The organism is Nonomuraea sp. B19D2 (assembly GCF_040137845.1).
Taxonomy (GTDB): Bacteria; Actinomycetota; Actinomycetes; order Streptosporangiales; family Streptosporangiaceae; genus Nonomuraea.
On record NZ_JBEFAK010000015.1, the window covers coordinates 104,743 to 129,711 of the forward strand.

At 70.1% G+C, this 24,969-nt stretch carries 19 protein-coding genes; 11 read left to right on the forward strand and 8 right to left on the reverse strand.

From position 1 onward, the window contains the following. Positions 1-124 precede the first annotated feature (124 nt). Positions 125-967 carry a nucleotidyltransferase domain-containing protein gene (locus ABN273_RS26820; RefSeq protein ID WP_349451776.1) on the reverse strand — a complete coding sequence of 281 codons (843 nt, stop codon included), beginning with the start codon at positions 965-967 and terminating at the stop codon, positions 125-127. Between the two features lie 164 nt (positions 968-1,131). Between ABN273_RS26820 and ABN273_RS26825 the strand changes: the two genes are divergently transcribed. Next, positions 1,132-2,142, forward strand: a complete 1,011-nt coding sequence (locus ABN273_RS26825; protein ID WP_349451777.1) for a MalY/PatB family protein — start codon at positions 1,132-1,134, stop codon at positions 2,140-2,142. 10 nt (positions 2,143-2,152) lie between these two features. Here ABN273_RS26825 and ABN273_RS26830 read toward each other — a convergent pair whose 3' ends face one another. Then, positions 2,153-5,299, reverse strand: coding sequence for a S41 family peptidase (locus ABN273_RS26830; RefSeq protein ID WP_502911139.1), 3,147 nt, complete (start codon positions 5,297-5,299; stop codon positions 2,153-2,155). A 203-nt stretch (positions 5,300-5,502) separates the two neighbouring features. Here ABN273_RS26830 and ABN273_RS26835 point away from each other — a divergent pair, with 203 nt between their 5' ends. Continuing rightward, the gene (locus ABN273_RS26835; RefSeq protein ID WP_349451780.1) at positions 5,503-6,471 is read left to right on the forward strand and encodes a TIGR03557 family F420-dependent LLM class oxidoreductase; all 969 of its coding nucleotides are present in this window, start codon (positions 5,503-5,505) and stop codon (positions 6,469-6,471) included. A gap of 90 nt (positions 6,472-6,561) precedes the next feature. Here the strand turns inward: ABN273_RS26835 and leuS are convergent, their stop codons facing one another. Beyond that, a complete protein-coding gene (gene leuS, locus ABN273_RS26840) occupies positions 6,562-9,042 on the reverse strand; it encodes a leucine--tRNA ligase (protein WP_349451781.1) in 2,481 nt (826 codons plus the stop codon). Positions 9,043-9,709: 667 nt separating this feature from the next. On the opposite strand from leuS, the gene ABN273_RS26845 reads away from it, so the two are divergent. Next, positions 9,710-9,958, forward strand: a complete 249-nt coding sequence (locus ABN273_RS26845) for a hypothetical protein (RefSeq protein WP_349451782.1) — start codon at positions 9,710-9,712, stop codon at positions 9,956-9,958. A gap of 151 nt (positions 9,959-10,109) precedes the next feature. After that, complete coding sequence (locus ABN273_RS26850) at positions 10,110-11,525, forward strand: hypothetical protein (protein ID WP_349451783.1); 1,416 nt, start codon at positions 10,110-10,112, stop codon at positions 11,523-11,525. On the opposite strand, the gene ABN273_RS26855 is transcribed toward ABN273_RS26850, so the two are convergent. Both ABN273_RS26855 and ABN273_RS26860 read right to left on the reverse strand, forming a co-directional pair. Next, entirely contained in the window at positions 11,522-12,763 is a 1,242-nt protein-coding gene (locus ABN273_RS26855; RefSeq protein ID WP_349451785.1) for a cytochrome P450, read from the reverse strand. The genes ABN273_RS26850 and ABN273_RS26855 overlap by 4 nt on opposite strands. A gap of 166 nt (positions 12,764-12,929) precedes the next feature. Then, the gene (locus ABN273_RS26860) at positions 12,930-13,811 is read right to left on the reverse strand and encodes an alpha/beta fold hydrolase (protein ID WP_349451786.1); all 882 of its coding nucleotides are present in this window, start codon (positions 13,809-13,811) and stop codon (positions 12,930-12,932) included. Positions 13,812-13,885: 74 nt separating this feature from the next. Between ABN273_RS26860 and ABN273_RS26865 the strand changes: the two genes are divergently transcribed. After that, the gene (locus ABN273_RS26865) at positions 13,886-15,181 is read left to right on the forward strand and encodes an MFS transporter (protein ID WP_349451787.1); all 1,296 of its coding nucleotides are present in this window, start codon (positions 13,886-13,888) and stop codon (positions 15,179-15,181) included. On the opposite strand, the gene ABN273_RS26870 is transcribed toward ABN273_RS26865, so the two are convergent. After that, positions 15,169-16,422: a cytochrome P450 gene (locus ABN273_RS26870; protein ID WP_349451788.1), complete on the reverse strand. Its 1,254-nt coding sequence runs from the start codon at positions 16,420-16,422 to the stop codon at positions 15,169-15,171. The genes ABN273_RS26865 and ABN273_RS26870 overlap by 13 nt on opposite strands. Before the next feature lie 42 nt (positions 16,423-16,464). Then, entirely contained in the window at positions 16,465-18,009 is a 1,545-nt protein-coding gene (locus ABN273_RS26875) for a GMC family oxidoreductase (protein ID WP_349451789.1), read from the reverse strand. 142 nt (positions 18,010-18,151) lie between these two features. Between ABN273_RS26875 and ABN273_RS26880 the strand changes: the two genes are divergently transcribed. The 6 genes from ABN273_RS26880 to ABN273_RS26905 all read left to right on the forward strand — a co-directional run bounded on the left by ABN273_RS26880 (position 18,152) and on the right by ABN273_RS26905 (position 23,257). Beyond that, entirely contained in the window at positions 18,152-19,687 is a 1,536-nt protein-coding gene (locus ABN273_RS26880) for a long-chain-fatty-acid--CoA ligase (protein WP_349451790.1), read from the forward strand. 49 nt (positions 19,688-19,736) lie between these two features. Further along, entirely contained in the window at positions 19,737-20,402 is a 666-nt protein-coding gene (locus tag ABN273_RS26885) for an HAD family hydrolase (protein ID WP_349451791.1), read from the forward strand. A 48-nt stretch (positions 20,403-20,450) separates the two neighbouring features. After that, on the forward strand, positions 20,451-21,407 hold the full coding sequence (locus ABN273_RS26890; RefSeq protein ID WP_349451792.1) for a phosphotransferase: 957 nt from the start codon (positions 20,451-20,453) through the stop codon (positions 21,405-21,407). Further along, positions 21,404-22,279, forward strand: a complete 876-nt coding sequence (locus tag ABN273_RS26895) for a phosphotransferase (protein WP_349451793.1) — start codon at positions 21,404-21,406, stop codon at positions 22,277-22,279. The genes ABN273_RS26890 and ABN273_RS26895 overlap by 4 nt, the downstream gene beginning before the upstream one ends. Before the next feature lie 319 nt (positions 22,280-22,598). Beyond that, positions 22,599-22,868: a FitA-like ribbon-helix-helix domain-containing protein gene (locus ABN273_RS26900; protein ID WP_349451794.1), complete on the forward strand. Its 270-nt coding sequence runs from the start codon at positions 22,599-22,601 to the stop codon at positions 22,866-22,868. Then, the gene (locus tag ABN273_RS26905; RefSeq protein ID WP_349451795.1) at positions 22,865-23,257 is read left to right on the forward strand and encodes a type II toxin-antitoxin system VapC family toxin; all 393 of its coding nucleotides are present in this window, start codon (positions 22,865-22,867) and stop codon (positions 23,255-23,257) included. Before ABN273_RS26900 ends, ABN273_RS26905 begins: the two co-directional genes overlap by 4 nt. A 450-nt stretch (positions 23,258-23,707) precedes the next feature. On the opposite strand, the gene ABN273_RS26910 is transcribed toward ABN273_RS26905, so the two are convergent. Beyond that, entirely contained in the window at positions 23,708-24,967 is a 1,260-nt protein-coding gene (locus ABN273_RS26910; RefSeq protein WP_349451797.1) for a class I SAM-dependent methyltransferase, read from the reverse strand. Positions 24,968-24,969 lie beyond the last annotated feature (2 nt).

The window sequence follows — 24,969 nt, forward strand, 5'->3', positions numbered from 1 at the left end:
GCCCTCCGCAGTGTTAGCGTTAACATCCACGCATGCGCCGACAATGGCGCGGTGCGGGCATTCGTATCCCGGGCGTCGGCGATCGTCAATGCCCGCATGCCGGACTTGCAGCCCGTGTGCAGCCTTACCGCGCGGCGTACAGCTCGTGCGCGGCCGTGATCGCCTGATCGGCGAAGGCGAGCACGTCGCGCCTGCGCTCGAACGGCGAGCCGTACATGGAGGCCCTGGGCGTGCCGAAGTGCTCGCCCAGCCCGCTGAGCCCGCTCGAGATCGTCGGCAGCGCGGTGTCCTCCTCGCGCAGGCGCAGCGCCTCGTTCACCACGCGGTGCCAGCGCTCGGGGAACGCCTCCAGCGCGTGCCTCCCGGCACCCGTCTTGGAGGTGATCTCGCCGGTCGCCAGTGTGTAGTGCAGCCGGGAGACGCCCGTGACGATCCACACGGTGCCGTAGTTCCCCAGGCAGGCCAGCCCCCGGGGCGCGGCCAGGCGGGAGGCCCGGGTCACCAGGCGTCGCCAGTAGCGGTCGAGGTTGTCGTCCGTCCAGGCGGCCAGGGCGGCTGGATCGTGCCAGATGTCCAGCTCGTCCGGCTTGGGGCCGCGACAGGTCAGGCCGTGCCTGGCCAGCGTGTGCCAGGTGACCGGGTTGAGGTAGCCCCGGGGGTGGAGCTTCCCGGCGTACGCCCGAGGGCGCGGGCCCAGTTCGGAGGGGTCCCGGCGGAGGTCGTCCCAGGTGAGGTAGCAGCCCTCGAACGGGTACGCGCCCAGCCGGGTGTGAATGCGCTGGAGCACCTCGAACGGCGGCTCGGCGGCCGTCACCGCGACGAAGTCCACGTCGCTCGTGCCGGGCCGGTAGTCGCCCAGCGCCGCGGAGCCCTCCAGGTAGAGACCCTCCACCAGCCCGGGAGCCTCCGCGTCGGCCACCGACAGGTAGGTCTCGACAATGGCATCGATCTTGGGGTAGGGCGTCATGGCCGCCCAGCCTGCCACAAGGGGGGTCGCCGCCTCATCACATTCCACAATCCTAGAATTGCCGGGTGAATGAGGCATACACCCCCGAAGACCTTAAGGCAACACACGATGGGATTAAGTGGTCAGATGTCCCGCCGGGCGTCATCCCCGCCTGGGTGGCCGACATGGACCTGCCCACCGCCCCCGAGGTGATCGAGGCCCTCCAGCGCCGGGCCTCCGGCGACCTCGGCTATCCCGCCTGGCTGGACAAGCCCACCGCAGGACCGCTGGCGGAGGCGTTCGCCGAACGCATGACGAACCGGTACGGCTGGCCGGCCGACCCCTCGCACGTGCGCTCGTTCAACGACATCAACCAGGCGCTCCAGGTTCTCCTCCAAGTCTGGACCCGGCCTGGTGACGGCGTCGCCCTGCACACCCCGGCCTACCACCCGTTCCTGACGACGCTGAACGTCATGGAACGCCCCCTGCACCCCATCCAGGTCGAGCCCGACGGCGACTCGTGGCGCTTCGAGGTGCCGGATCTCGCGGGCTGCCGCGTGCTCCTCCTCGTCAACCCGCACAACCCGACCGGGCGCGCCTTCACCCGCGAGGAGCTGACCGCGCTGGCCGAGCAGGCCGAACGCCACGACCTGCTGGTCCTCGCCGACGAGATCCACGCGGACCTCACCTTCGAGCCGAACCGGCACATCCCGTTCGCCACGATCCTCCCCGAACGCACCGTCACGCTGACGTCCGCCACGAAGGCGTTCAACCTGGGCGGCATCCGCTGCTCGGTCGCCCACATGGGGCACGCAGGGGTCCGCAAGGCCCTGGAGGCGCAGCCGCCCTTCGTGTACGGCTCGGCGAACCTGTTCGGCGTGGAGGCCACGGTGGCGGCGTGGCGGCACGGGGACGCCTGGCTGGAGTCCACCCGCGCCCTGCTGGACCGCAACCGCCACACGATCGCCTCCCGCCTGCCCTCGGCCGTCGGCTACCGGATCCCGGAGGCGACGTACCTGGCGTGGCTGCACATGGGCCGGCCGGGCGTGGCCGAGGTGTACGAGCGGGAGGCCAGGGTGCGCCTGGTCGACGGCTCGGTCTTCGGGCCGGGCGGCGAGGATTACGTCCGCCTGAACTTCGCCACGACGGAGTCGATCCTCGCCGAGATCCTCGACCGTATGGCCCGCGTGACCTGAGCCGGCCCGGTCAGGGAAGGGGCGGGAGGTCGGGCGGGGTGGCGGCGGGCTGCTGCGCCAAGGCGGCCAGCGCCAGCTCGACCGCCTTGTCCAGCTGCGGATCCCGCCCCGCCGCCCGGTCCTGCGGCGTGATCACCACCTCGACGTCCGGCTCCACCCCGTGATTCTCCATCCCCCAGCCCTGGCCCTCGATCCAGAACGAGTAGCGGGGCTGGGTGACCCGGGTCCCGTCCACCAGCGAGTACCGCGAGTCGATCCCGATCACGCCGCCCCACGTCCGCGTCCCCACCAGCGGCCCGATCTCGCGGGCCTTGATGCCGGCGCTGACGATGTCCCCGTCGGAGGCCGCGAACTCGTCGGTGACCGTCACGACCGGCCCCCTGGGCGAGTCCTCCGGGTACCGCATCGGCTCATACCCGCGGGCCAGCTGCCATCCCGTGACCTTGCGCGACAACTTCTCCAGCACGAGCTCCGACAGGTGCCCGCCGCCGTTCCCCCGCACGTCCACGACGAGCCCGTCGTAGGCCATCTCGGTACGCAGGTCGCGGTGGAACTGCGCCCACCCCGACGCCACCATGTCGGGCACGTGCAGGTAGCCGAGCTTGCCGCCGGAAGCCTCACGGACGCGGGCCCGGCGGCTCTCCACCCAGTCGTGGTAACGCAACTGGGCCTCGTCCGCGATCGGGGTGACCACGACGCGGCGCGGGTCCCCGCCGGAGGCGGGCCGCACGGTCACCTCGATGGGCTGGTTCGCCGTGCCCGCCAGAAGGGCGAGCGGGCCGCGTACCGGATCCACCGGGCGCCCGCCCACCGCGACGATCGCGTCGCCGGGACGGATGGCCACCCCGGGCGCGAGCAGCGGCGAGCGGGCGGCGTGGTCGGAGGACTCGCCCGGCAGGATGCGCGTGACCCGCCACACCCCGTCGTCGTCCCTGGACAGGTCCGCGCCGAGCAGGCCCTGGCGGCGGCGGAAGTCGTAGCCGCCGCCGTTGAAGGAGGCGTAGGCGTGGGAGGTGGCCAGCTCACCCTGCGTCTCCCAGAGCAGGTCGATCAGCTCCGAGTGGGCGCCGATGCGCTCCACCAGGGGCTCGTAGCGCTCGAGCACGGCCTGCCAGTCGACGCCGTTCATGTCCTCGCGCCAGAAGTGGTCGCGCATGAGACGGCCCGCCTCGCGGAAGCCCTGCCGCCATTCGGCTACCGGGTCGATCTGGACGGTGACCCGGTCGAGGTCGATGTTGGTCACCTCGTCGCCCTCGGTGGCGGCGCGGGTCTGCAGGCCGTTCTTGCCGTTGGTGACGAGCCTGCTGCCGTCCCCGCTGACCTCGAACGCCCGCATCTCCCTGCCCAGCTCGGCCCTGGCACGCTTCTTGAGGTCGTAGCGCTCCAGCACGATCTCGCCGGTGGACTCGGTGCCGTCGCCGAGCTGCCCGGCGAGCGGGTAGCGCAGCCAGAGCAGGGCGTCCTTGGCGGTACGCAGGTTGCCGTAGCGGCCGGCGGGCACCGGCACCGGCACCACGCGTGAGGAGAGCCCGTCGGGATCGACCTCGGTCCGCGGCGCCTCGTCGTCCTTCTTGTCGTCCTTGGCGGCCTTGTCGTCCTCGCCGTTGAACCCGCGCCCCTGCAGCGAGGGGTCGAACGGCGACGGCGTGGTGGCCTGCAGGGGCACGATGTACGGCTTGCACCCGGCGGGGAACGACAGGTCGAAGACGTGCGCGTCGTAAACCGGATCGAACGTCCGGACCGACAGGAACGCCAGATGCTTCCCGTCCTTGGTGAAAACCGGGCTGTAGTCGGCGAACCGCTCCGGCGTCACGTCGATCACCGACGTCCCGTCGACCCGCCCGATCTTGATCTGCGACAGCGGATCATGATGCGGATGCACCCAGGCCAGCCAGCCCGAGTCCGGCGAGAACGTCAACCCGCTGACGTCCCCCTGAGTGGTCCGGTCGAGCTCACGGACGTTCCCCGATTCGAGGTCCACCACCAGCAGCCGCCCGTCGTGCGTGGCGACCGCCACGTGCTTGCCGTCGGGCGCGGCCTCGAACTCGAGCACCCGCCCGAGCTGACCGGCGGCCAGCATCCTGATCTCGCCGCCCGGCGTGCCGATCTCCAGCCCGTCCTCCCCGCCGGCGTCCGACACCCACACGGCACGCCCGTCGGCGCCGAGCGCGCGCGGCAGGCGTACCCGCACGCCCGGCTGAACCCGCAGCGCGCCCGCGGGCCCGTCGCGGTGGGTCACCCAGTGCGCGGTCCCGCGGATCTCCACGGCGCTGGCCCGCCCGGTCGCGTCCGGCGAGAACGAGCCGACCCGCGTGGGCGCGGGGCGTCTGGCCCGCCCCGGTCGCGGCCCACCCAGCTGCACATCCAGCCGGTACGGCTCCGCGTCCAGGCTCTCCAGCAACCACAGGTCACCGGCGTGGCTGTAGATGACGCGCTCCCCGTCGCTCGCGGCGTGACGGGCGTAGAACTCCTCATGAGAGCTGTGCCGGCGCAGGTCGGACCCGTCGGGCAGGGCGGAGTAGAGGTTGCCGACGCCGTCGATGTCGGCCAGGAAGACGATCCTGTCCCCCACCCAGCCGACCGACCAGTACTGCGCCGTACTGTCGGCGAACAACCGGGTGAACTCGCCGTTCCCCTCGGCGTCGACCCAGATCTTGCCGGCCGTGCCGCCCCGGTACCGCTTCCACTGCGACGGCTCGCGCCACAGCGATGACACGGTCGCCACCTGAGCGCCGTTCAGTGCCACCTCGCTGACCCACCCGTACGGCAGGCGCGTGGCCGGTCCCCCGTCCAGCGGCACCGCGTACGCCCAGTTCCTGGTGCGCTCGCTCTCCCCGGCCGAGCTGATCGCGAGCACGTCGCCCTCGGCCGTCCACCCGCGCACCCCGGTCGTGCCGCTGCCCCAGTAGGTCAGCCGCTCGCCCTCGGGACCGTCGATCTCCGCGGCGAACACCTCGGGCGCGCCCTCCTTGCCGCTCGTCCAGGCGATGCGCGTGCCGTCGGGCGAGAGCCTCGGGTGCGACACCGGCACCCGGTCGGCGGTGAACCGCCAGGCCCTGCCCCCGGACAGCGGGGCCAGCCAGATATCGTCATCGGCGACGAAGGTCACCACGTCACCGTGCAAATGCGGGTATCTCAGGTATGCGCCATTTGTCACATGTGCACACTAATGCCAGACGCGAAAAGCCAGCCCAAGAAATTGTCCCCCAGAGGGCCCCGCCACGTCCCGCGATAGGCCAAGTGCGGGAGGTGCCAGAAATGCACGGCAAGGGCGTGCCGTCGCCGGCGGCGGGGGCCGCGCTGACGGAGATCTCCGGCCTGCCTCCACTAAGGCGGACAAACCCGGGTAGCTCGGGACGCATGGTACAAATCGGCTACACCTTGATGTCCGAACAGACTCCGGCACGGGAACTGGTCGACTACGCCGCGGCGGCCGAGCGGATCGGTTTCGACTACGCGGTCATCTCCGACCACTACTTCCCGTGGGTCGAGGAGATGGGGCACTCGCCGTACTGCTGGTCGGTGCTCGGCGCCGCGGCCCAGGTCACCGAGCGGATGCCACTCATGACGTACGTGACCTGCCCGATCATGCGTTACCACCCGGCCGTCGTGGCGCAGAAGGCGGCCACGATGGGCGTGCTGAGCAAGGGCCGGTTCACGCTGGGCCTCGGCGCGGGCGAGAACCTGAACGAGCACGTCATCGGCGAGGGATGGCCGCCGGTGGACACCAGGCACCGGATGTTCGCCGAGGCCATCCAGATCATCAAGGAGCTGTTCAGCGGCGACTACGTCACCTACCAGGGCGAGTTCTACGACGTGGACTCGGCCAAGCTCTACGACCTGCCGGACCGCCCGGTGCCCCTCGCCATCGCCGCCTCGGGCGGCGAGTCCGCGGAGATCGCGGCCGAGTACGGCGACGTGCTGGTGGTCAGCGATCCGATGCCGGACGTGGTCAACCTGTTCAACGCCGCGGGCGGGCAGGGCAAGCCCATCTACGGGCAGCTGGCCCTCGCGTACGACACCGACGCCGAGGCGGCCAGGCAGCGGGCGCACAAGCTCTGGCGGTGGGCGGCGTGCGGCGGCTGGAAGGTCATGGCGGAGCTGCCCGGGCCGGCGAACTTCGCCGCTGCCACCAGCACGGTGCGCCCCGAGGACGTGGCCCAGAGCGTGCCGTGCGGCAACGACGTGAACGCGGTGGTGGAGGGCGTCAGGAAGTACGCCGACGCCGGGTACACGCACGTGGCGCTCGTCCAGATCGGGCACGACCAGCAGCAGCCGTTCTTCGACTGGGCGGAGAAGGAGCTCCTCCCGGCCCTCCGCGACCTCTGACCATCCCGCCACCGCCCGCGCGCGGGGCGCTCCCCAGCCGGTCAGGCCGCCTGCGTGCAGGACGCTCGACCGGACCGGTGGGGGCGGTGGTCACGGGACGATGTTGACCAGCTTGGGCGCCCGGACGATCACCTTGCGGGGCGTGTTCGTCAGGTAAGGCGCCACCTTCTCCGAGGCCAGGGCCAGCTCCCGCAGCACGTCCTCGCTGACGTCCGGCGAGACCTCCAGCCGGTCGCGCACCTTGCCGGCCACCTGCACGACGCAGGTGACCGACTCCTGCACCAGCAGCGCGGGCACGGCCACCGGCCATCCGGCGAAGGCGACGGGACCGGTGCGGCCCAGCCGCTCCCAGCCCTCATCGGCGGTGTACGGGGCCACCAGCGACAGCATGATCGCCAGCGTCTCCGCGGCCTCGCGCACCGCCGGGTCCCCTGCGCCGGAACCGGAGTCGATGGCCTTGCGCGTGGCCGAGGTCAGCTCCATCATGCGCGCCACCGCGACGTTGAAGCGCTGCGACTCGATCAGCTTGGTGACCTCGTCGATCGTGCGGTGGGTGACCTTGCGCAGCGCCACGTCGCCGCTCTCGAACGGCACGCCGGGCGCGCTGTCCACCTCCGACATGACGCGCAGCGCGCGGGCCAGGAACTTCTGCGACGCGGCCGGCGAGACGTCGGCCCAGTCGATGTCGTCCTCCGGCGGCCCGGCGAAGATCATGGTCAGGCGCACGGCGTCGACGCCGAAGTCGTCGATCTGCTGACCCAGGTCCACGCCGTTGCCCAGCGACTTCGACATGGCCTTGCCGCCGTTGATCACCTGGCCCTGGTTCAGCATGCGCCTGAACGGCTCGGTGAAGTCGACCATGCCCATGTCGTGCAGGACCTTGGTGAAGAACCGCGAGTACAGCAGGTGCAGCACGGCGTGCTCGATGCCGCCGACGTACTGGTCGATCGGGCCCCACTTGCGCACCTGCTCGACGTCGAACGGGCCGTCGGTGTAGCCGGGCGAGCAGTAGCGCAGGTAGTACCACGACGAGTCGACGAACGTGTCCATCGTGTCGGTGTCGCGCTTGGCCGCGCCGCCGCACTTGGGGCACTCGACGTTGACCCACTCGGTGGCGCTGGCCAGCGGGGAGACGCCCTTGGGCGCCAGCGCCTCGCCGCGCATGTCGGGCAGCGTGACCGGCAGCTGGTCGTCGGGGACGGGCACCTCGCCGCAGTCGGGGCAGTGGATGATCGGGATCGGCGTGCCCCAGAACCGCTGGCGGGACAGCAGCCAGTCGCGCAGCCGGAAGTTGACCGCGCCCGTGCCCCTGCCCTCACGCTCCAGGATCTCGATGATCTTGGCGATGGCCTCGGCCTTGGACAGCCCGTCCAGCGGTCCCGAGTTGACCAGCGTGCCCTCGCCCCCTGTGGCCTGGCCGGTCTCACCCGGGTCGGCCAGGCCGGTGTGCACGACCACCTTCACCGACAGCCCGAACTTCAGCGCGAAGTCCAGGTCGCGCTGGTCGTGGGCGGGCACGGCCATGATGGCGCCGTGGCCGTAGTCGGACAGCACGTAGTCGGCCGCCCAGACCGGGATGCGCTCGCCGTTGACCGGGTTGATCGCGTGGCGACCCAGGAAGACGCCGGTCTTCTCCTTGTCGGTGGACAGCCGCTCGATGTCGCTCAGCTTGGCGACCTCGGCGCGGTAGGCCTCGAAGTCGGCGCGGTGCTCGTCGGTGACGATCTCGTCGGCCAGCTTGGCGTCCACGGCGACCACGAAGAACGTGGCGCCGAACAGCGTGTCGGGCCGCGTGGTGTAGACGTGGACCGGCTCGTCCCGGCCCTCGATCTGGAACAGCACGTCGGCGCCCTCGGAACGGCCGATCCAGTTGCGCTGCATGGTCAGCAGCCGCTCCGGCCAGGCGTCCAGCTGGTCCATGTCGTCCAGCAGGCGCTGCGCGTAGTCAGTGATCTTGAAGTACCACTGCGTCAGCTCGCGGCGGACGACGTCGGCGCCGCAGCGCTCGCACTTGCCCGCCACGACCTGCTCGTTGGCCAGCACGGTCTGGTCGTTGGGGCACCAGTTGACCAGGCCGCCCTTCCGGTAGGCCAGACCGCGCTCGTAGAACCGGTTGAACAGCCACTGGTTCCACCGGTAGTAGTCGGGGTCGCTGGTGTGCAGGCGGCGCGACCAGTCGAAGGAGATGCCATAGCGCCTGAACGAGTGGGCCTGCGTCTCGATGTTGGCGTAGGTCCACTCGGCCGGGTGGGCGTTGCGCTTGATCGCGGCGTTCTCCGCCGGCAGGCCGAAGGAGTCCCAGCCGATCGGGTGCAGGACGTTGTAACCCTTCTGCATCCAGTAGCGCGCGACGACGTCGCCGATGGCGAACACCTCGCCGTGGCCCATGTGCAGGTCGCCGGACGGGTAGGGGAACATGTCGAGCATGTAGCGACGCTCGCGCGGGTCCGCCGGGTCCTCGTTCGCCCGGTAGGGTTCCTGCTCCTCCCATCGCTGCTGCCACTTGGCCTGCAGCGCCTGCGGATCGTACTCACTCACGGCTACTGTCCTTCTGGCTTGATTCGGACCCATAAGAAAACCCCCCGTGCACACAACGAGGGGTAGCCGCGACGGCGAGAGACTTCAGGGCCGTCGCGGCCCGCTAAGCAGCAGGGTCGCGGAACGCACGTGTCAAGCCTAGCGCACGTCTTCGGCTGAATGCAGATACTCGCCTGGGGTCTCCAGGCACAATGGGTCCTTCAGGTCCAGCGAGACCTGATGGTGATGTACCCGTTGCGCCTCATTCGTCCCTGAAGAATACCCTTGTCACCGTGGTGTACCCAGCTGAGCCCGATCGACCGGAGGTAGGCCTGCCGATGCAGGACCCGCCTACGGATCCTCATGGCTTCGCTAGTTTCGCTGCGGAACCACCTGCATCTCCTGGAAAATCCCATGAGATCATGCCTGGCACGTCAAATCCGGATATAACGGGTTATCCGGACACAACCTCGGGAGGGGCGGCAGCAATGGCAGTGGAGAATTCCGGACCCCACCTGCCACCGTCCTGGCCAGACGCGCCTCGCCGCGACGTATCCGGCTCCCCGGCTGACGAGGTCCCCATGTCATGGCCCGAGGCCCCGCGGCCCGCCCACCAGGATCCGTCGTGGCCCGAGCCGCCGCGCAACGATGACTCCTGGCCCGAGCCGCCGCGCCACTCCCGCTCCGAGCCCGCCCGCCACGAGGCCACGGGGCCTTCGTCGTGGCCCGACCTGCCTCCTGGCCCATCCTCCTGGCCGGAGCCGTCTTCGCCGAGCACCTCTGGCCCGTCCTCCTGGCCGGAGCCTTCGTCGCCGAGCACTTCCGGCCCGTCCTCCTGGGCGGACACGCCGCCACAGGGCGGCACCGAGCCGTCCTTGCTGCCGGGAACGCCGCCACAGGGCAGCACCGGGCCGTCCTCCTGGCCGGACCTGCCGCCGCAGGGCGGATCCGGGGCGCCGGCCTGGCCTGACGCGCCGCGCCGGGACTCCGACCTGCCGGAGGCGCCACACCGGGAGCCCGGCCTGCATGAGGCACCCCGCTGGGAGCCAGGCCTGCATGAGGCACCCCGCCGGGACTCCGGCCTGCATGAAGCGCCGCGCCGGGACTCCGACCTGGCGGACGTGCCGATGTCATGGCCGGAGGCGGCCCCGCAGGACGTCCCCATCTCCTGGCCGGAGGCGTCCTCGCAGAGCGCGCCGAGCCCCACGTCCTGGCCCGAGGCCTCCCCGCAGGGCCCGTCGCAGAACGGCGCCGGGCCGTCCTCGTGGCCCGAAGCGCCGCCGCAGAGCGCCGCCGAGCCCGCTTCCCGAGTCGACGACCACCCTCCGGTCCCGGATCCGGTCCCGGCGTGGGCGCAACCGCCGACCCCGTCCTCCGACTCCTGGTCGAACCTCTCCTCCCCCGCCCCCTGGCCGCCCGCCGAGCGGAACGCGACCGACTCGCAGGAGGAGCGCACGGCGATGTACCAGATCGACGACCTCCCTCAGGGGGCGCACGCGCCGCCCCGGACCCACCGCGCCGAAGAGCGGACGGTCACACAAGCCCAGCACTCAGAGAACCTGCTCAACGACCGCGCCGCCCACGCATCCCCCACCATGGACTCATCGAACGCCAGCACCACACCCCCCGCCGAGGACCAGAGCGCCCCGCGCCCCGGCTCCAACCTGAGCCGCGACCCCTCGGACCCCGACCGCCCGTTCGTGACCGCCGGCCAGATCAGCGGCTCCCGCACCCCGCCGCCTGAGCGCCAGCAGGAGCTCTGGAACACCGTCTTCGGCGACAACTACCAGGCCATGGGCGAGCAGGACTCCCTGGACGAGGGGCAGGGCAAGCCCATCTGGATCTACGCGCTCGGCGGTTCCGTAGCGATCGCGCTGATCGCCGCGTTGCTGTGGGCGTTCCTCGCGGGCCCGCTGGCCAGCGAGGACCCCGGGTCCGACGCCGTGGCGGAGAACCCCACGACCTCGCCGAAGCCGTCCACCACCAGGTCCTCGACCACGATCGGCGCGCTGCCGAGGTACGCGGGCAAGGCCGCCCCCGTCATCGGCCGGGTGCCCGACCCCGGGGCCGGCATCTCGCTGCCGCGCCTGGGCGGCACCTGGCGGCTGGACCAGCGCGTCACCGTCAAGGGCACGTACGGCTACGACACCCGCCAGTACGTCCAGGTCGCGCCGGAGAAGTACGCCCAGGTCCTGTCCGGCCCGCTGTCGCCGAAGCTGGCCTCGTACTACGAGAAGGACAACCTGGAGCCGGCCATCAAGCAGGTGGTGCTGGATGCCCGCAGGCGCTTCTTCCCCAACGGCAACAAGGTCAAGAAGATCGCCCAGCAGCCCATCAAGGTGGGCAACTCGACGGGACGCCTGATCGCGTACTCGCTGACGTCGGCGACCGAGCAGGCGACGATCGTGACGATGGCCGTCAACACCGGCGGCAGCGTCCCGGCCATCGTCTACATGTCGATCCCGTCGGAGAGCAAGCAGCTCATGCCCGACATCCACACGGTGAAGAACCAGCTAAGGCTGGGCGCCCAGGGCTAGAAGCGGCACTCCATGTGCTTGATCCCGTTGATGAACATGGAGTGCAACCGGTCCGGCCTGCCGCCCTCGATGTGCGGCACCCGGCGCAGCAGCTCGCGGAACATCACCGTGATCTCCCGCCTGGCCAGGTGAGCGCCGAGGCAGAAGTGCGGCCCGGGGCCGCCGAAGCCGACGTGCGGGTTGGGGTCACGGGTGACGTCGAAGCGGTACGGGTCGGCGAAGACGGCCTCGTCCCTGTTGGCCGCCCAGTAGAACAGGACCGCCTTCTCCCCCTTGCGGTAGAGGTGCCCGTTCATCTCGTGGTCCCTGGTGAGCTTGCGGCGCATGAAGTTCACCGGGGAGGCGAGCCGGACGATCTCCTCCACGGCCCCGGGCGTGCGCCCGTCGAGGTCCTCCAGCCAGAGCGCGCGCTGGTCCGGGTTGTTGGTGAGCAGGCGCAGGCCGTACGAGATGGCGTTCCTGGTGGTCTCGTTGCCGGCCACCACCAGCAGGATGAAGAACGACCCCAGCTCCTGCATCGTCAGCCGCTCGCCGTCGATGTTGGCGTTGACCAGGGCGGAGGTCAGGTCGTTCGTGGGGTGGTCGGCGCGATGGGCGGCGAGGTCCTGGACGAGCTGCTGCAGCTCCATGCCGGCGCTGAGCAGGCGCTCGGCGAGCTGGTCGAGGTCGGCGCCGCCGTATTCGGGGTCGAAGCCGCCGAGGATGACGTTCGAGCGCTCGAAGACGAACTGGTAGTCCCGCTCGGGGATGCCCATCATGTCGCAGATGATCTTCAGCGGGAGGCGGGCCGCGACCTCGGTCACGAAGTCGCAGCCGGGTCCCTTGGCCAGCAGGTCGTCCACGATGGCGGTGGCCGCCGCCGCCACGTCCGACTCGAACTGCTTGATCATCTTGGGGGTGAACGCCCGCGAGACGATCCTGCGCAGCCTGGCGTGGCGCGGGTCGTCCATGTTGATCATCGAGCCGAAGTACTCGGTGAACTCGGCGGGCATGTCGGGCACGTTCGTCGCGCCGCCGTCGCCCGAGCAGAAGACCTCGGGGGTGCGGCTGGCCTCGAGGATGTCGGCGTGCTTGACCAGCGCGTGGTAGCCGGGGCCCTTGGGCGCGAAGTCGAGCTCCATCTCCTCGAAGAAGGCCGGGGCCTCCAGGGAGCGTAGCCGCTCGAACGCCTCCTCCCGCTCTCTCATGGGCCTGGCCCAGAAGTCGCGGTCCGACAGGTCGAAGTCAAGGACGCTCATGAGGCCATCATTCGAAAAAGCGAGCACTTACGTCAATGGGTGGGACGTACACCGTACGTGCGAATCCGAAAAACCTGTGACCCACGGTGGCGCGCGGCTGCCGGCGCCGGACCTCGGCCCGCTGTGGCGGGAGGGGCCGGCGGGTGCCAGCCGACGACGGGACGCCTCAGGAGGTGAACCCACGCGGTCGGACCTGGGTCATCTCGGCCGCGGACGAGGTGCCGAGCCAGTCCAGGATGAGGCGGTTGACCTCGGCCGGGCGCTCCAGGTGGAGGAAGTGCCCGGCGCCCGCCACCTGCTCGGCCCGCGATCCGGCGGGCAGGTGACTCAGCGCGCTCTTGGCCAGCTCCGCGCTCAGGCAGCCGTCCTGGGCGCCGTGCAGGTAGAGGACCGGGCCGGTGATCCCGCCTTCCAGGGCCGGGTAACGGCCGGAGGGCGGCGTGGTGCCGAGCATGGCCCGGTAGTAGCCGAGGGCCGCCCTCAGGTTGGCGGGCTCGCCGATGCTGCGCCGTACGAACTCCAGGTCCTGGCGCGGGTCGTGCCCCGGCGACCAGTCGCGCCAGAGGTTCTCGAGGAAGCCGGGGCTCGCGACGGCCGCCTCACCCAGGTACGTCTGGAAGAGGAAGACGTAGAAGGACCGCTTGAGCTGCTCGTACTCGAGGAAGCCGGCACCGAGGGCGGCGGGCGGCGGCACGGCCAGCGTGACGGCGCGGCGGAAGCGGCCGGCCAGGTGGTACACGGGGAAGGCGCCCCAGTCGTGCCCGATGACGACCGCGTCCTGGTCGCCGCCGAGTTCCTCGTGCAGCGCGCGGATGTCGGCGACCAGCGCGGCGTCCTCGTACGCGTTGTCGGCCGGCACCTCGGTGGGCGCGTAGCCGCGCATGAACGGCGCGACCGCGCGGTAGCCGCGCGCGGCCAGCGCGGGCATCAGGTGCCGCCAGGTGTGTGCGGTGTCGGGGAAGCCGTGCAGGCACAGCGCCAGCGGCCCCTCGCCCACTGTCAGATACGCGAACTCCACACCGTTGGCGTGGATAGTCCTGATCTCCATGACTGCGAAACCTAGCATTCGGCCCGCCCCAGGAGTACCACTACGGAAGGGGCCCCTCTTGCTGAGGAGATCGCATGCGACGGGGATGGGTGCTCGCGCTGGCGTCACTGACCATCGTGCTCGTCGTGGTCGACCTGACCGCCGTCACGATCGCGTTACCCGACATCCGCTCCGACCTGCGGGCGAGCCTGCCCGAAGTGCAGTGGGTGGTGGACGCGTACGCGCTCACCCTGGCCGCCGTGCTGCTGCCCGCGGGGGTGCTGGCCGACCGGTACGGCCGGCGCAGGCTCCTGGCCGTCGGCGTGTCGGTCTTCACGCTGGCGTCGCTGGCCTGCGCGCTCGCCCCCACGGCGCCCCTGCTCGACCTGGCCAGAGGCGTGCAGGGCCTGGGCGCGTCCGCGCTGTACGGGACCACGACGCCGCTGATCGCCTCCGTCTATCCGGAGGGGCCGGAGCGGGGCAAGGCGCTCGGGATCTTCAGCGCGGTCTCCGGACTGGCCATGACGCTGGGCCCGGTCGTGGGCGGCGCGCTGACGGGCACGTTCGGCTGGCGCGCGATCTTCCTGATCAACCTGCCGATAGGCGCGTTCGTGCTGGTGGCGCTGCGGCAGCGGGTCGCGGAGTCACGCGGCAGGGGCCACCTGGACCCACCGGGGACCGTGCTGGTCGCGGCGGCGCTGTTCGCGATTATCCCGGCGCTCATCCATGACCTTCCGTGGCTGCTGGTGGTGGGCCTGGTGCTGCTGGTGGCGTTCGTGGCCGTGGAGCGGCGGGCCGCCGAGCCGATGATCGACTTCGGCCTCTTCCGGAACGGGGTGTTCGCGGTCGGCTCGGGCACGACGCTGCTCATGCTGGCCGCGCTGCTGGGCGCGTTCACGTATCTCACCTTGTACGTGCAGGGCCCCCTCCACACCAGCCCCGTGGAGGCGGGCACGCGCTTCCTGGCCTTCAGCGTGGCGGCCGTCATCGGGCCGGTCGCGATCGGGCGAGTGCTGCACCGGTGGCCGATGGGCGTGCTCATCGCCGCCGGCCCCGCGCTGATCGCGCTCGCGCTGCTGGTCATGAGCGTCCCGGCGGCCGACCCCTGGACACCGATCATGTTCGGGCTGTTCCTGGGCGGGCTCGGCCTGGGCGCGGGGAACGTCGTGGCCAACCAGGTCGGCCTGACCGCGCCGATGGACCGCGTGGGGATGGCGACCGGCGTCGTGAACACGGTCAAGCAGGTCGGCACGGCCGTGGGCGTGGCCCTGCTGGCGGCGCCCTACCGGGCGGGGGTCACCTCGATGCTGCTGGTGGCGGCCGGGCTGGCGCTGGCAGGCGCGCTGCTGCCGGTGGCGCTGGTCCGGCGCGCCGCCGGTCAGAAGGTGTAGTTCATGTGCTTGATGCCGTTGATGAAGTTGGACAGCAGGTAGTCGGGCTCCCCCACCGACCTGATGTGGGGCATCCGGGTGAACAGCTCCCGGAACATCACGGTCATCTCCCTGCGCGCCAGGTGCGCCCCCAGGCAGTAGTGCGGCCCCGGGCCGCCGAACCCGACGTGCGGGTTGGGGTCGCGGGTGATGTCGAACATGTCCGGGTCCGGGAAGACGGCCTCGTCGCGGTTGGCGGAGTTGTAGAAGAGCAGCACCTTGTCGCCCTTCTTGTACCGGGTGCCGTTCATCTCGTGGTCCTGCTTCACCGTGCGGCGGAACTGGATCACCGGCGTCGAGTACCGGATGATCTCGTCGCAGGCGGTCACGATGTGGCCGTCGAAGTTGTTCAGCAGGATCGCGCGCTGCTCGGGGTTGTCGGTGAAGAGCTTGAGGCCGTGCGCGATGGCGTTGCGGGTGGTCTCGCTGCCCGCCACCACAAGCAGGATGAAGAACGACCCCAGTTGCTGCGAGGTGAGCCGTTCCTCACCGTTGACCAGCAGGCTCACCAGGTCGCCCGTGGGCCGCTTGCGCCGCTCGTCGCCCAGGCGGGCGGCCAGCCGGTTGAGCGAGAATCCGGCACGCAGCAGCTTGACCAGGCCCCTGGCGACGTTGCCGCGGGTGAGTTCGGGCCCGACGCCGGTGTACTCGGCGTCGGTGTTGCCGAGGATGATGTTGGTCTGGCGCAGCACCATGTCATGGAATTTCGCCGGAACGCCCATCATGTCGCAGATGACACGTACGGGGAGCATGGCGGCCACCTGTGCGACGAAGTCGCCCGGCCCCTCCTCGATCGCCTGGTCCACGATCTCGGCGGCGGCCCGCGCGAGGTCCTCCTCCATCTTCTGCAGGATGCGCGGCGTGAACGCCCTGGACACGATCCGGCGTAGCTTGGCGTGCCGCGGGTCGTCCATGTTGATCATCGAGCCGAAGTACACGCTCAGCCAGCGCGGCATGTCGGGGATGCTGTTGGAGCACGGCTCGCTGCTGAACACGGCCGCGTTCCTGCTGGCTTCGGTCACGTCGGCGTGGCGAACGAGCGCGTAGAAGCCCTTGCCGCCGCCGACGAACGGTATGGCCTGTTCCCGCATGAAGACCGGGTGGTCCATCTGCCTCAGCCTGCGAAAGGCCTCCGTGCGCTCGGCCTGCGGCAACCCCCAGAACGGGATCTGCGACAGGTCCAGGTCAGCGGTGAGCGTCATACCACCCAAGCCTTCTGCAAGTGAGCACTTACGTCAAGAGACTTAAGGCGCCTTCCTTATCAAATCAGCGCCTTTCTCGCCGATCATAATGGCCGGTGCGTGGGTGTGTCCGCGATTCAGCGTAGGCATGATTGACACGTCAACCACCCTCAGCCCCTCGACGCCGCGTACCCGAAGAGAGGGGTCCACCACTGAGGCGTCGTCCGCCCCCATGCGGCAGGTGCCGACCGGATGGTAGAGCGTCTCGCCGCGCTCGCGTACCCACCGCGCCAGCTCCTCGTCGCTCTCCGGCGCCCAGTACGGCGCCATCGGCCCGCCCGCGTACGGCTTCATCGCCGCGGTGGCGAACACCTGCTTGGCCGTCTTCAGCCCCGCGACCAGGCGCTTGACGTCGGCCTCCGCGGTCAGGTAGGCGGGGTCGATGACGACGTCCCTGCCGTTGAGCCCGACCCTGCCGCGGCTGTCCGGCTGCAGCAGCACGACGCCGACGGTGAGCCCGTGGCCGGTCGGCGGGGCGAGGCCGTGGTCGACGAACGGCACGGGCGCGAAGATCAGCTCGACGTCGGGCGCCGGCTCCTCCTCCGAGGTCCTGATGAACGCGACCGCCTCCCCCACGTTCGTGGTGAGCATGCCGGAGCGCAGGACGATGTAGCGCAGCAGGTTGCCGATCGACTCGGCCTTGGTCAGCGTCACCGGCTGCTTGCACTCGACGAACACGCCGGACGAGAGGTGGTCCTGCAGGTTCTTGCCGACCTCGGGCAGCTCGTGCACGATCGCGATCCCGGCGTCACGCAGCTCCGCGGGCGCACCCACGCCGGAACGCATCAGCAGGAACGGCGAGCCGATCGCGCCCGCGGACAGGACGACCTCCCTCTTGGCCCTGATCTGGGCGCCACCGCTGTGCTCGATGCCGGTCGCGCGCCTGCCGTCGAACACCACCCGGTCCACCGTCGCCCCGGTGACCACGTGGAGGTTCGGCCGCGACGTGGCCGGGCGCAGGTAGGCGTCGGCCGAGCTCCATCTGCGGCCGCGGTACTGCGTGACGGGTGTGGGGCAGTAGCCCTCGTTGGAGCGCCCGTTCAGCTCGCCGAGCCGGGTGAGGCCGAGCTCCTCGCAGGCCTGGAGGAACGCGGCGGTGGTGACGTTGGGGCTGCGCAGCTCGGAGACGTAGAGGGGGCCCGAGGTGCCGTAGACACCGCCCTCGTTGCTGCCGACGCGGTGCTCGGCCTTGGTGAAGTACGGCAGGACGTCGTCGTACGACCAGCCGGGCACGCCCCACTGGTCGTAGTCGTGCTGGCAGCCGCGCACCCACATCTGGGCGTTGAGCGAGGACGAGCCGCCGATCACGCGGCCTCTCGGCCAGTAGAGCTCGCGACCGGACATCTCGCTCTGTTTGGCCGTGGTGTAGTTCCAGTCGTAGTCGGTCTTGAAGAGCTTGGCGAAGCCCGCGGGCATGCGGATCTCCAGCTTGTCATCCCGCCCACCCGCCTCGACCAGCGCGACCGACACGCCGGGATCTTCCGAGAGCCGATTGGCCAGCACACATCCCGCGGACCCCGCTCCTACGATCACGTAGTCGTACTCCATGGCTCCTCCAGGTAACTTGGTACTTGCTTACTCCAGGTGAGCGGACGCGTCCATATCCAGTTGTGACCTCGGCTACCTACCGGCCGGTATGCGGTGCTGCTTAGAGTGGCGCTCGAAGCCCGGCTTTGAGGAGGAAGGCGTCATGCTCAACCTGTCGATCGTGCTGGAGGACAGCGCGAGGAACACCCCCGACGGCACGGCCATCGTCTTCGGGGACATGCGGCTCCCGTATTCCATGATCGACACCGTCGCCAACCAGGTCGCGAACCTGCTGGTGTCACGCGGTGTCGGCAAGGGGGACAAGGTGGCGCTGGCGTGCCCCAACCTGCCGTACTTCCCGTTCGTCTACTTCGGCATCCTGAAGGCCGGGGCCACGGTGGTGCCGCTCAACGTGCTGCTGCAGTCGCGGGAGATCGCCTACCACCTCGACGACAGCGACGCCAAGGCGCTGTTCTGCTTCGAGGGCACGCCCGAGCTGCCGCTCGGGGAGCGCGGCAAGGCGGGTTTCGAGGCGGCGCCCGGCTGCGAGCACTTCTTCGTCCTGCCCGCCACCCCGCTGGCGACCGAGTCCCCGTACGGCGAGTCGATCTGGGCGGCGCTGGGCGGCATGGCGAGCGAGTTCGAGACCGTGCAGACGGCCCCCGACGACACCGCGGTGATCCTCTACACCTCGGGCACCACGGGCCAGCCCAAGGGCGCCGAGCTCAGCCACCAGAACATGCTGCTCAACGCCATGGTCAACGACAAGATGTTCCCCCGCACCGAGGGCGGGGACACCTACCTGGCGGTGCTGCCGCTGTTCCACTCCTTCGGCCAGACCGTGGTCATGAACACCGGCTTCCTGCGCGGCGCCACCATCGTGCTGATGCCGCGCTTCGACCCGGGCGACGCGCTCGCGCTCATAGCCAAGGAGGGCGTCACGTTCTTCGCCGGGGTGCCGACGATGTACTGGGGCCTGCTCACCAAGATCCACGCAGACGGCGTGGCGGCGCCGCGCACCCTGCGCGTCGCCGTCGCGGGCGGCGCGTCCTCGCCGGTGGAGGTGCTGAAGGACTTCGAGCGTACCTTCGGCATCGGCATCCTGGAGGGGTACGGCCTGTCCGAGACGTCCCCGGTGGCCAGCTTCAACCAGGTCCACCGCCCCACCAAGCCCGGCACGGTCGGCTTCCCGATCTGGGGCGTGGAGATGAAGCTGATCGACGGCGACTGGAAGACCGTCGAGGGCGAGGGGCCCGGCGAGATCGCCATCCGCGGCCACAACATCATGAAGGGCTACTACGGCCGCCCGGAGGCGACGGCCGAGGTGATGAAGGACGGCTGGTTCCGCACGGGCGACATCGCGACGCGCGACGCGGACGGCTACTACGCCATCGTCGACCGGGCCAAGGACATGATCATCCGCGGCGGCTTCAACGTCTATCCGCGTGAGCTCGAAGAGGTCCTGCTGTCCCACGAGGCCGTGTCGCTGGCCGCCGTGGTGGGGGTCCCGCACGATTCCCACGGCGAGGAGATCAAGGCGTACGTCATCCGCACGCCCGGCTCGACGATCACCGAGGACGAGCTGATCACCTGGGCCAAGGAGAACATGGCCGCCTACAAGTACCCCCGGATCATCGAGTTCCGCGAGTCGCTGCCGATGACGGCCACGGGCAAGATCCTCAAGCGCGAGCTCCGGTAACCGGTCGCCGCGCCGCAGCGGGCAGTGGTAGACGGTGCCCATGCAACGCATGACGCGGCCCCTCGCGCTCTTCGACCTGGACAACACGCTGATCGACCGGCTGGCCGCGTTCGAGCTGTGGGCCGCCGAGTTCGCCGCCTCGCGGAGGCTGGGCGAGGAGGCGGTGCCGTGGATGGTGAAGCTGGACGCGGACGGGTCCTTGCCCATGGACGCCTTCTTCGGGCTGGTGCGCGAGCGGTTCGGGCTGGCCGAGCCGGTCGAGGTGTTGTGGGCGGCGTACCGGGCACGGCTGCCGCACCTGGTCTCGTGCCCCGCCGAAGTGCTTGACGGGCTCGATCGGTTGCGGGCCGCCGGGTGGGCCGTGGGGATCGCGACGAACGGGATGGCCGACAATCAGACGGGCAAGATTCGGCGGACCGGGCTCGCGGCGCGGGTGGACGGGTGGGCGATCTCGGAGGCGGAGGGCGTACGGAAGCCCGACGTGCGGCTGTTCGAGATCGCCGCGCATCGGTGCGGCGCGTCGCTGGACTCCGGCGGATGGGTCGTCGGAGACGACCCCGAGAAGGACATCGCGGGCGGACGGAACGCGGGGCTGCGGACCATCTGGATCGACCGGGGCGTCACAGGCGAAGGGACCGTGGCGGATCATGTCGTGACCGATGTGATGTCCGCCATCGAGCTCGTCCTCCGCACGGCGCGGGTCCCGACCAGCTGACCCGTTAACTCGGGTGAAGCGAGCCGCCGAGGTCGATAGCGTGGCTGGATGCGAGATCGGCCGGATTCGTTCGACGAGGGGTTGCTGCGGCCCGCGCTCGGCGCGTGGGGCATCGAGGCACGCACGCTGGACTACGCGCCAGTGGGCTTCGGGGACTACCACTGGGTCGCGGACGGGCGGTGGTTCATCACGGTCGCGGACGTACGGCGCCGGAGCTTCGACGGGCTCCGGCTGGCCATGGACACGGCGGCGGCGCTGCACGAGGAGGCAGGGCTCGACTTCGTGGTGGCGCCGCTGCGCGCGACCGACGGCGCGACGCTGCTTCGGCTCGACCGCCACCGGTGGGCGATGAGCATCTACCCCTTCTCGGACGGGACCTCCGGCGAGTTCGGGCAGGAGCAGACGGCCGAGGACCGGGCCGCGATCATCGACCTGCTCGCCGCCCTCCATGCCACCCCGCCGCCCCTCACCACTCCCCTGCGCCCGCTGGAGCTCTCGGACCGGGCCGGGCTGGAGCAGGCGCTCCAAGATTCGCGCCTGCCCTGGCTGGGCGGCCCCTACTCGGAGCCCGCCAGGGAGCTGATCGCCGAGCACGCCGGGGCGCTGCGCCGCAGCCTTTCGGAGTTCGACGACATGGCGGCGAACGCCGGCGAGCCGGTCGTGACGCACGGCGAGCCGCACCCGGGCAACCTGCTGCGTTCCGGCGAGCGGCGGCTGCTGGTCGACTGGGACACGGTCGGGCTGGCCCCGCCCGAGCGCGACCTGTGGCTGGTGGCCAGGGACGCCGACGACCTCGCCCGGTACGCCGCCGCCACCGGCCACACGCCCAGCCCCGCGACCCTGGAGCTCTACCGGCTGCGGTGGGCGCTCGACGACGTGGCCGAGTTCGTGGCGTGGTTCCGCGCGCCGCACGGGCGCACGCCGGACGCCGAGCAGAGCTGGGCGAGCCTCAAGGGCACCCTCCAAGCGCTGGCCGCCGCCTCTCCCGAGGGCCAGGCCCTGTGACGGCCGACCCGCCGTCGGACTGGGGCCAGTCCTGCACGCATGACATCGAGATCAGCGGCGAGACCGTGATCAAGCGCTACCGCTCATGGGACCGCCGCGAACCCCATCGCGAATGGACCGCGCTCAACGTGCTCGCCGAGCACGCCCCCGGCCTCGCACCCGCTCCCATCAGCGCCGACCTCGACGGCACCCCGCCCACCTTGACGATGAGCCGCCTGCCCGGCACCCCGCCCACCGTGGTGATGAGCCGCCTGCCCGGCACCCCGCTCCGCGGCCGACCCGCCGGTCCGGAGCAGATCCGCGCACTCGCCGCCGCCCTCGCCCGCCTCCACCGGATCGTCCCCGCCGATGAGCCGCTCCAGCCGGCCGCGTGGCACCCGGCCGCGGCCATCGCGCACGTCCGCGCCTGGGCCGACAAGAAGCCGGACCTGGGTGGCTCCCCTCTCGCACAGCACGCGTTCACACTCGGAACGGCCTGGCTGTCCAGCCCCTCCCTGGACCGGCTCCCGTCCGATCCGTTCCCGCCCGTGCTCGGCCTGGCCGACGGCAACCTCGCCAACTACCTCTGGGACTCGGGCACCGGCCGCGTCCACATCGTCGACTGGGAGGACTCCGGCCGCGCCGACCGCGCCTTCGAACTCGCCGAGCTGACTGAGCACATCTCCCACGTCGACGGCCACCTGGACAGTGACCTGCTGCTGGCCCATCTCGACCTGACGCCGGCGGAGGCGGCCCGCGTGCGGGGCTTCCGCCGGCTGCTCGCCCTGGGCTGGCTCCTCCTCCTCGGCCCCGGCGGCCCGGCCACCTCGCGCAACCCGCCCGGCACCCTCGACCGCCAGGCAGAACGCGTCCTCAGGCTCCTGGACGGGTGAGGCCGCCGCTTGCCTCAATGCATACTGTAGCCATAAAGTTACTCTTGGCAATTGCGCCCGGCAGTTCGGCAACTTTGGCAGTTCGGCAAAGGAGAGCACGTGGGCAGGCACGCCAAGCCCCATAATCCCAAGGACGAGCTACCGGAGCCCCAAGAGGACTCCGGTAAGGACGAAGTCCACACCAGCCGCGGTAAACACGCCAAGGACAAGCAACCATCACAGTAGCGGCGCATCTCCCTTATCGGGCCGGCGCGCCACCGTACCGGAAGGGCAACGCCACATCCGGCCCCGGGTGCGACGTTGCATGTAAAATACATGCATGATGAGTGTTGCTCTCCAGATTCGTGACGTGCCCGAATCGGTGCGGGACGCGCTGGCCGCGCGGGCACGAGCCCAGGGTAAGAGCCTTCAGTCTTACCTCCTCTCGTTGGTCGAGACGGACGCCCGGCGCTCCAGAAATGTGGACCTGATCAGCCGATTCGAGAATCGCGCCGACGGCTACAGCGGCGACGAGAACACCGCGGACATGGTTCGCGCGATGCGAGCCGAGCGCGAAAGCCGCCTGTCGGATCGGGACGGCGGCCAGTGATTGTCCTTGATGCCTCGATCGTGATCGACATGCTTACGCGTGACGACGAGAAGGGGCGCGCCGCACGCAAGGTTGCGATGAGCGATCCTCATTGGATCGGCCCGCATCACCTGATCACTGAGGTCGTCTCCGGAATCCGCGGACTGCTCCTCGGCGGAAAGATCAGTCAGGACCGCGCGGAAGAGGCGCTGTCCGCACTGGCTGACGCGGAGATCGAGCTGGTTGATGTGCGCCCGCACCTCGCCCGTGTGTGGCAGTTGCGCGCCAACATGACGGCATACGATGCGGCGTTCGTTGCTGTGGCCGAGGCCGAAGAATGTGTGCTCGTAACCGGTGACAGCCGGTTGGCCACCGCCCCGGGAGTCCGTTGTACGGTGAACGTCATCTGACGCGCGGCAAGCAAAGGCCGCCTCAGTTCACCATCTTGCCGTCTCCCGCGAGCCCGGTAAGCTCGGGAGGCGCGAAGACGATGTGCGGCTTGTGCTCTGAACCTGCCAAAACGCAAGAGGACCCCCACTGTCCCGCCCGACCATGGGAGCGTCCTCTCATACCCGTAAATCGTCAACAGAACGGGTGTCCTGGCGAGCGAAGCGAGCGGGACTCGGGTGGGCTCCAGCAGGCCAAGCCGGTAACCAGGCAACGGGTGGGGGTTGGCGAGCGGAGCGAGCGGGGTTTTCGGGGGATCGAAAGGGGGGCGGAGCCCCCCTTGGGAGGCGCTGCCTGGAACTCCCCGCGCGAAGCGCCCTGCGTGGAAGCCCTTGCTTTGGGGCGAGGGGCCCCGGGAGGCGCTGGCTGAGCGCTTGTATGGCGCGGAGCGCCTCCCAGGGCGAAGACCTCGGTTACGGCCAGTCGATGGCCGGGCGGAGGGGGACGCCGGAGCGGCCGGTCTTGTCGAGCTTCACGCCCAGGACCTGGTGGAGCTGGATCTTGTTGCGTTCGAAGCCGACGATGCAGCCCGCCATGTACAGGGCCCACACGCGGGCCGTGCCCATGCCCACCTCCTCGACCGCGTCGTCCCAGTTGGCGTCGAGGTTGTCGCACCAGTGGCGCAGCGTCTTGGCGTAGTGCTCCCTGAGGTTCTCCTCGTGGCGGATCTCGAAGCCCAGGTCCTCCATCTGCCTGATCAGCCAGCCGACCGACTCCAGCTCGCCGTCGGGGAAGACGTACCGGTTGATGAAGCCGCCCTTGTTGAACGTCTTCTCCTTTCCGGTCGGCCGGGTGATGCAGTGGTTGAGGAGCCGCCCGCCCGGCTTGAGCTTGCCGTACAGGAAGGAGAAGTAAGAGGGGAGGTTCGCCTTGCCGATGTGCTCCGTCAGGCCGATCGAGCTGACCGCGTCGAAGCCCGTCTCCTTGACGTCCCGGTAGTCCATGAAGCGGACTTCCGCGAGCTCCTGCAGGCCCGCCTCGGCGATCGCCTTCTGGGCCCACTCGGCCTGCTGCCTGCTCAGCGTCACTCCGATGGCCTTGACGCCGTAGTGCTTGGCGGCGTGCATGACCATGCCGCCCCAGCCGCAGCCGACGTCCAGCAGGCGCATGCCCGGCTTGAGGTCGAGCTTGCGGGCGACCAGGTCGAACTTGGCGAACTGGGCCTCCTCCAGCGTCGCCTCCTCCGAGGGGAACACCGCGCACGTGTACGCCATGGACGGCCCCAGGACCCACTCGTAGAAGCGGTTGGAGACGTCGTAGTGGTGGTGGATGGCCTCCGCGTCGCGCTGCTTGGCGTGGCGGGAGCCCAGCCTCGCCAGGGCACTCTGGCGCATCTCCTGCGGGGGCGGCGGCACGCGCATGAGGAGCGGCTTGACACCCAGGGCGCGGACGGCGGCGATCTTCTCCTGGGTGGTCAGGTCGTTGGTGGTGATGTTCCACATGCGGTCGAGCAACGTGTACAGGTCGCCGTGCACGTCGAGGTGGCCGGAGATGTACGCCCTGGCCAGGCCGAGCTCGCCCGGCGCGTGCGCCAGGTAGGAGACCGCGATCGGGGACTTGACCTCGAGGGCAAGGTCGGCCCCGTCCGGCCCTGCCTTGCTGCCGTCATAGGCCTGGAACGCGACGTTCGCTTCCGCGCCGACGATCTTCTCAAAGATGCTTGCCAGAGCCAATC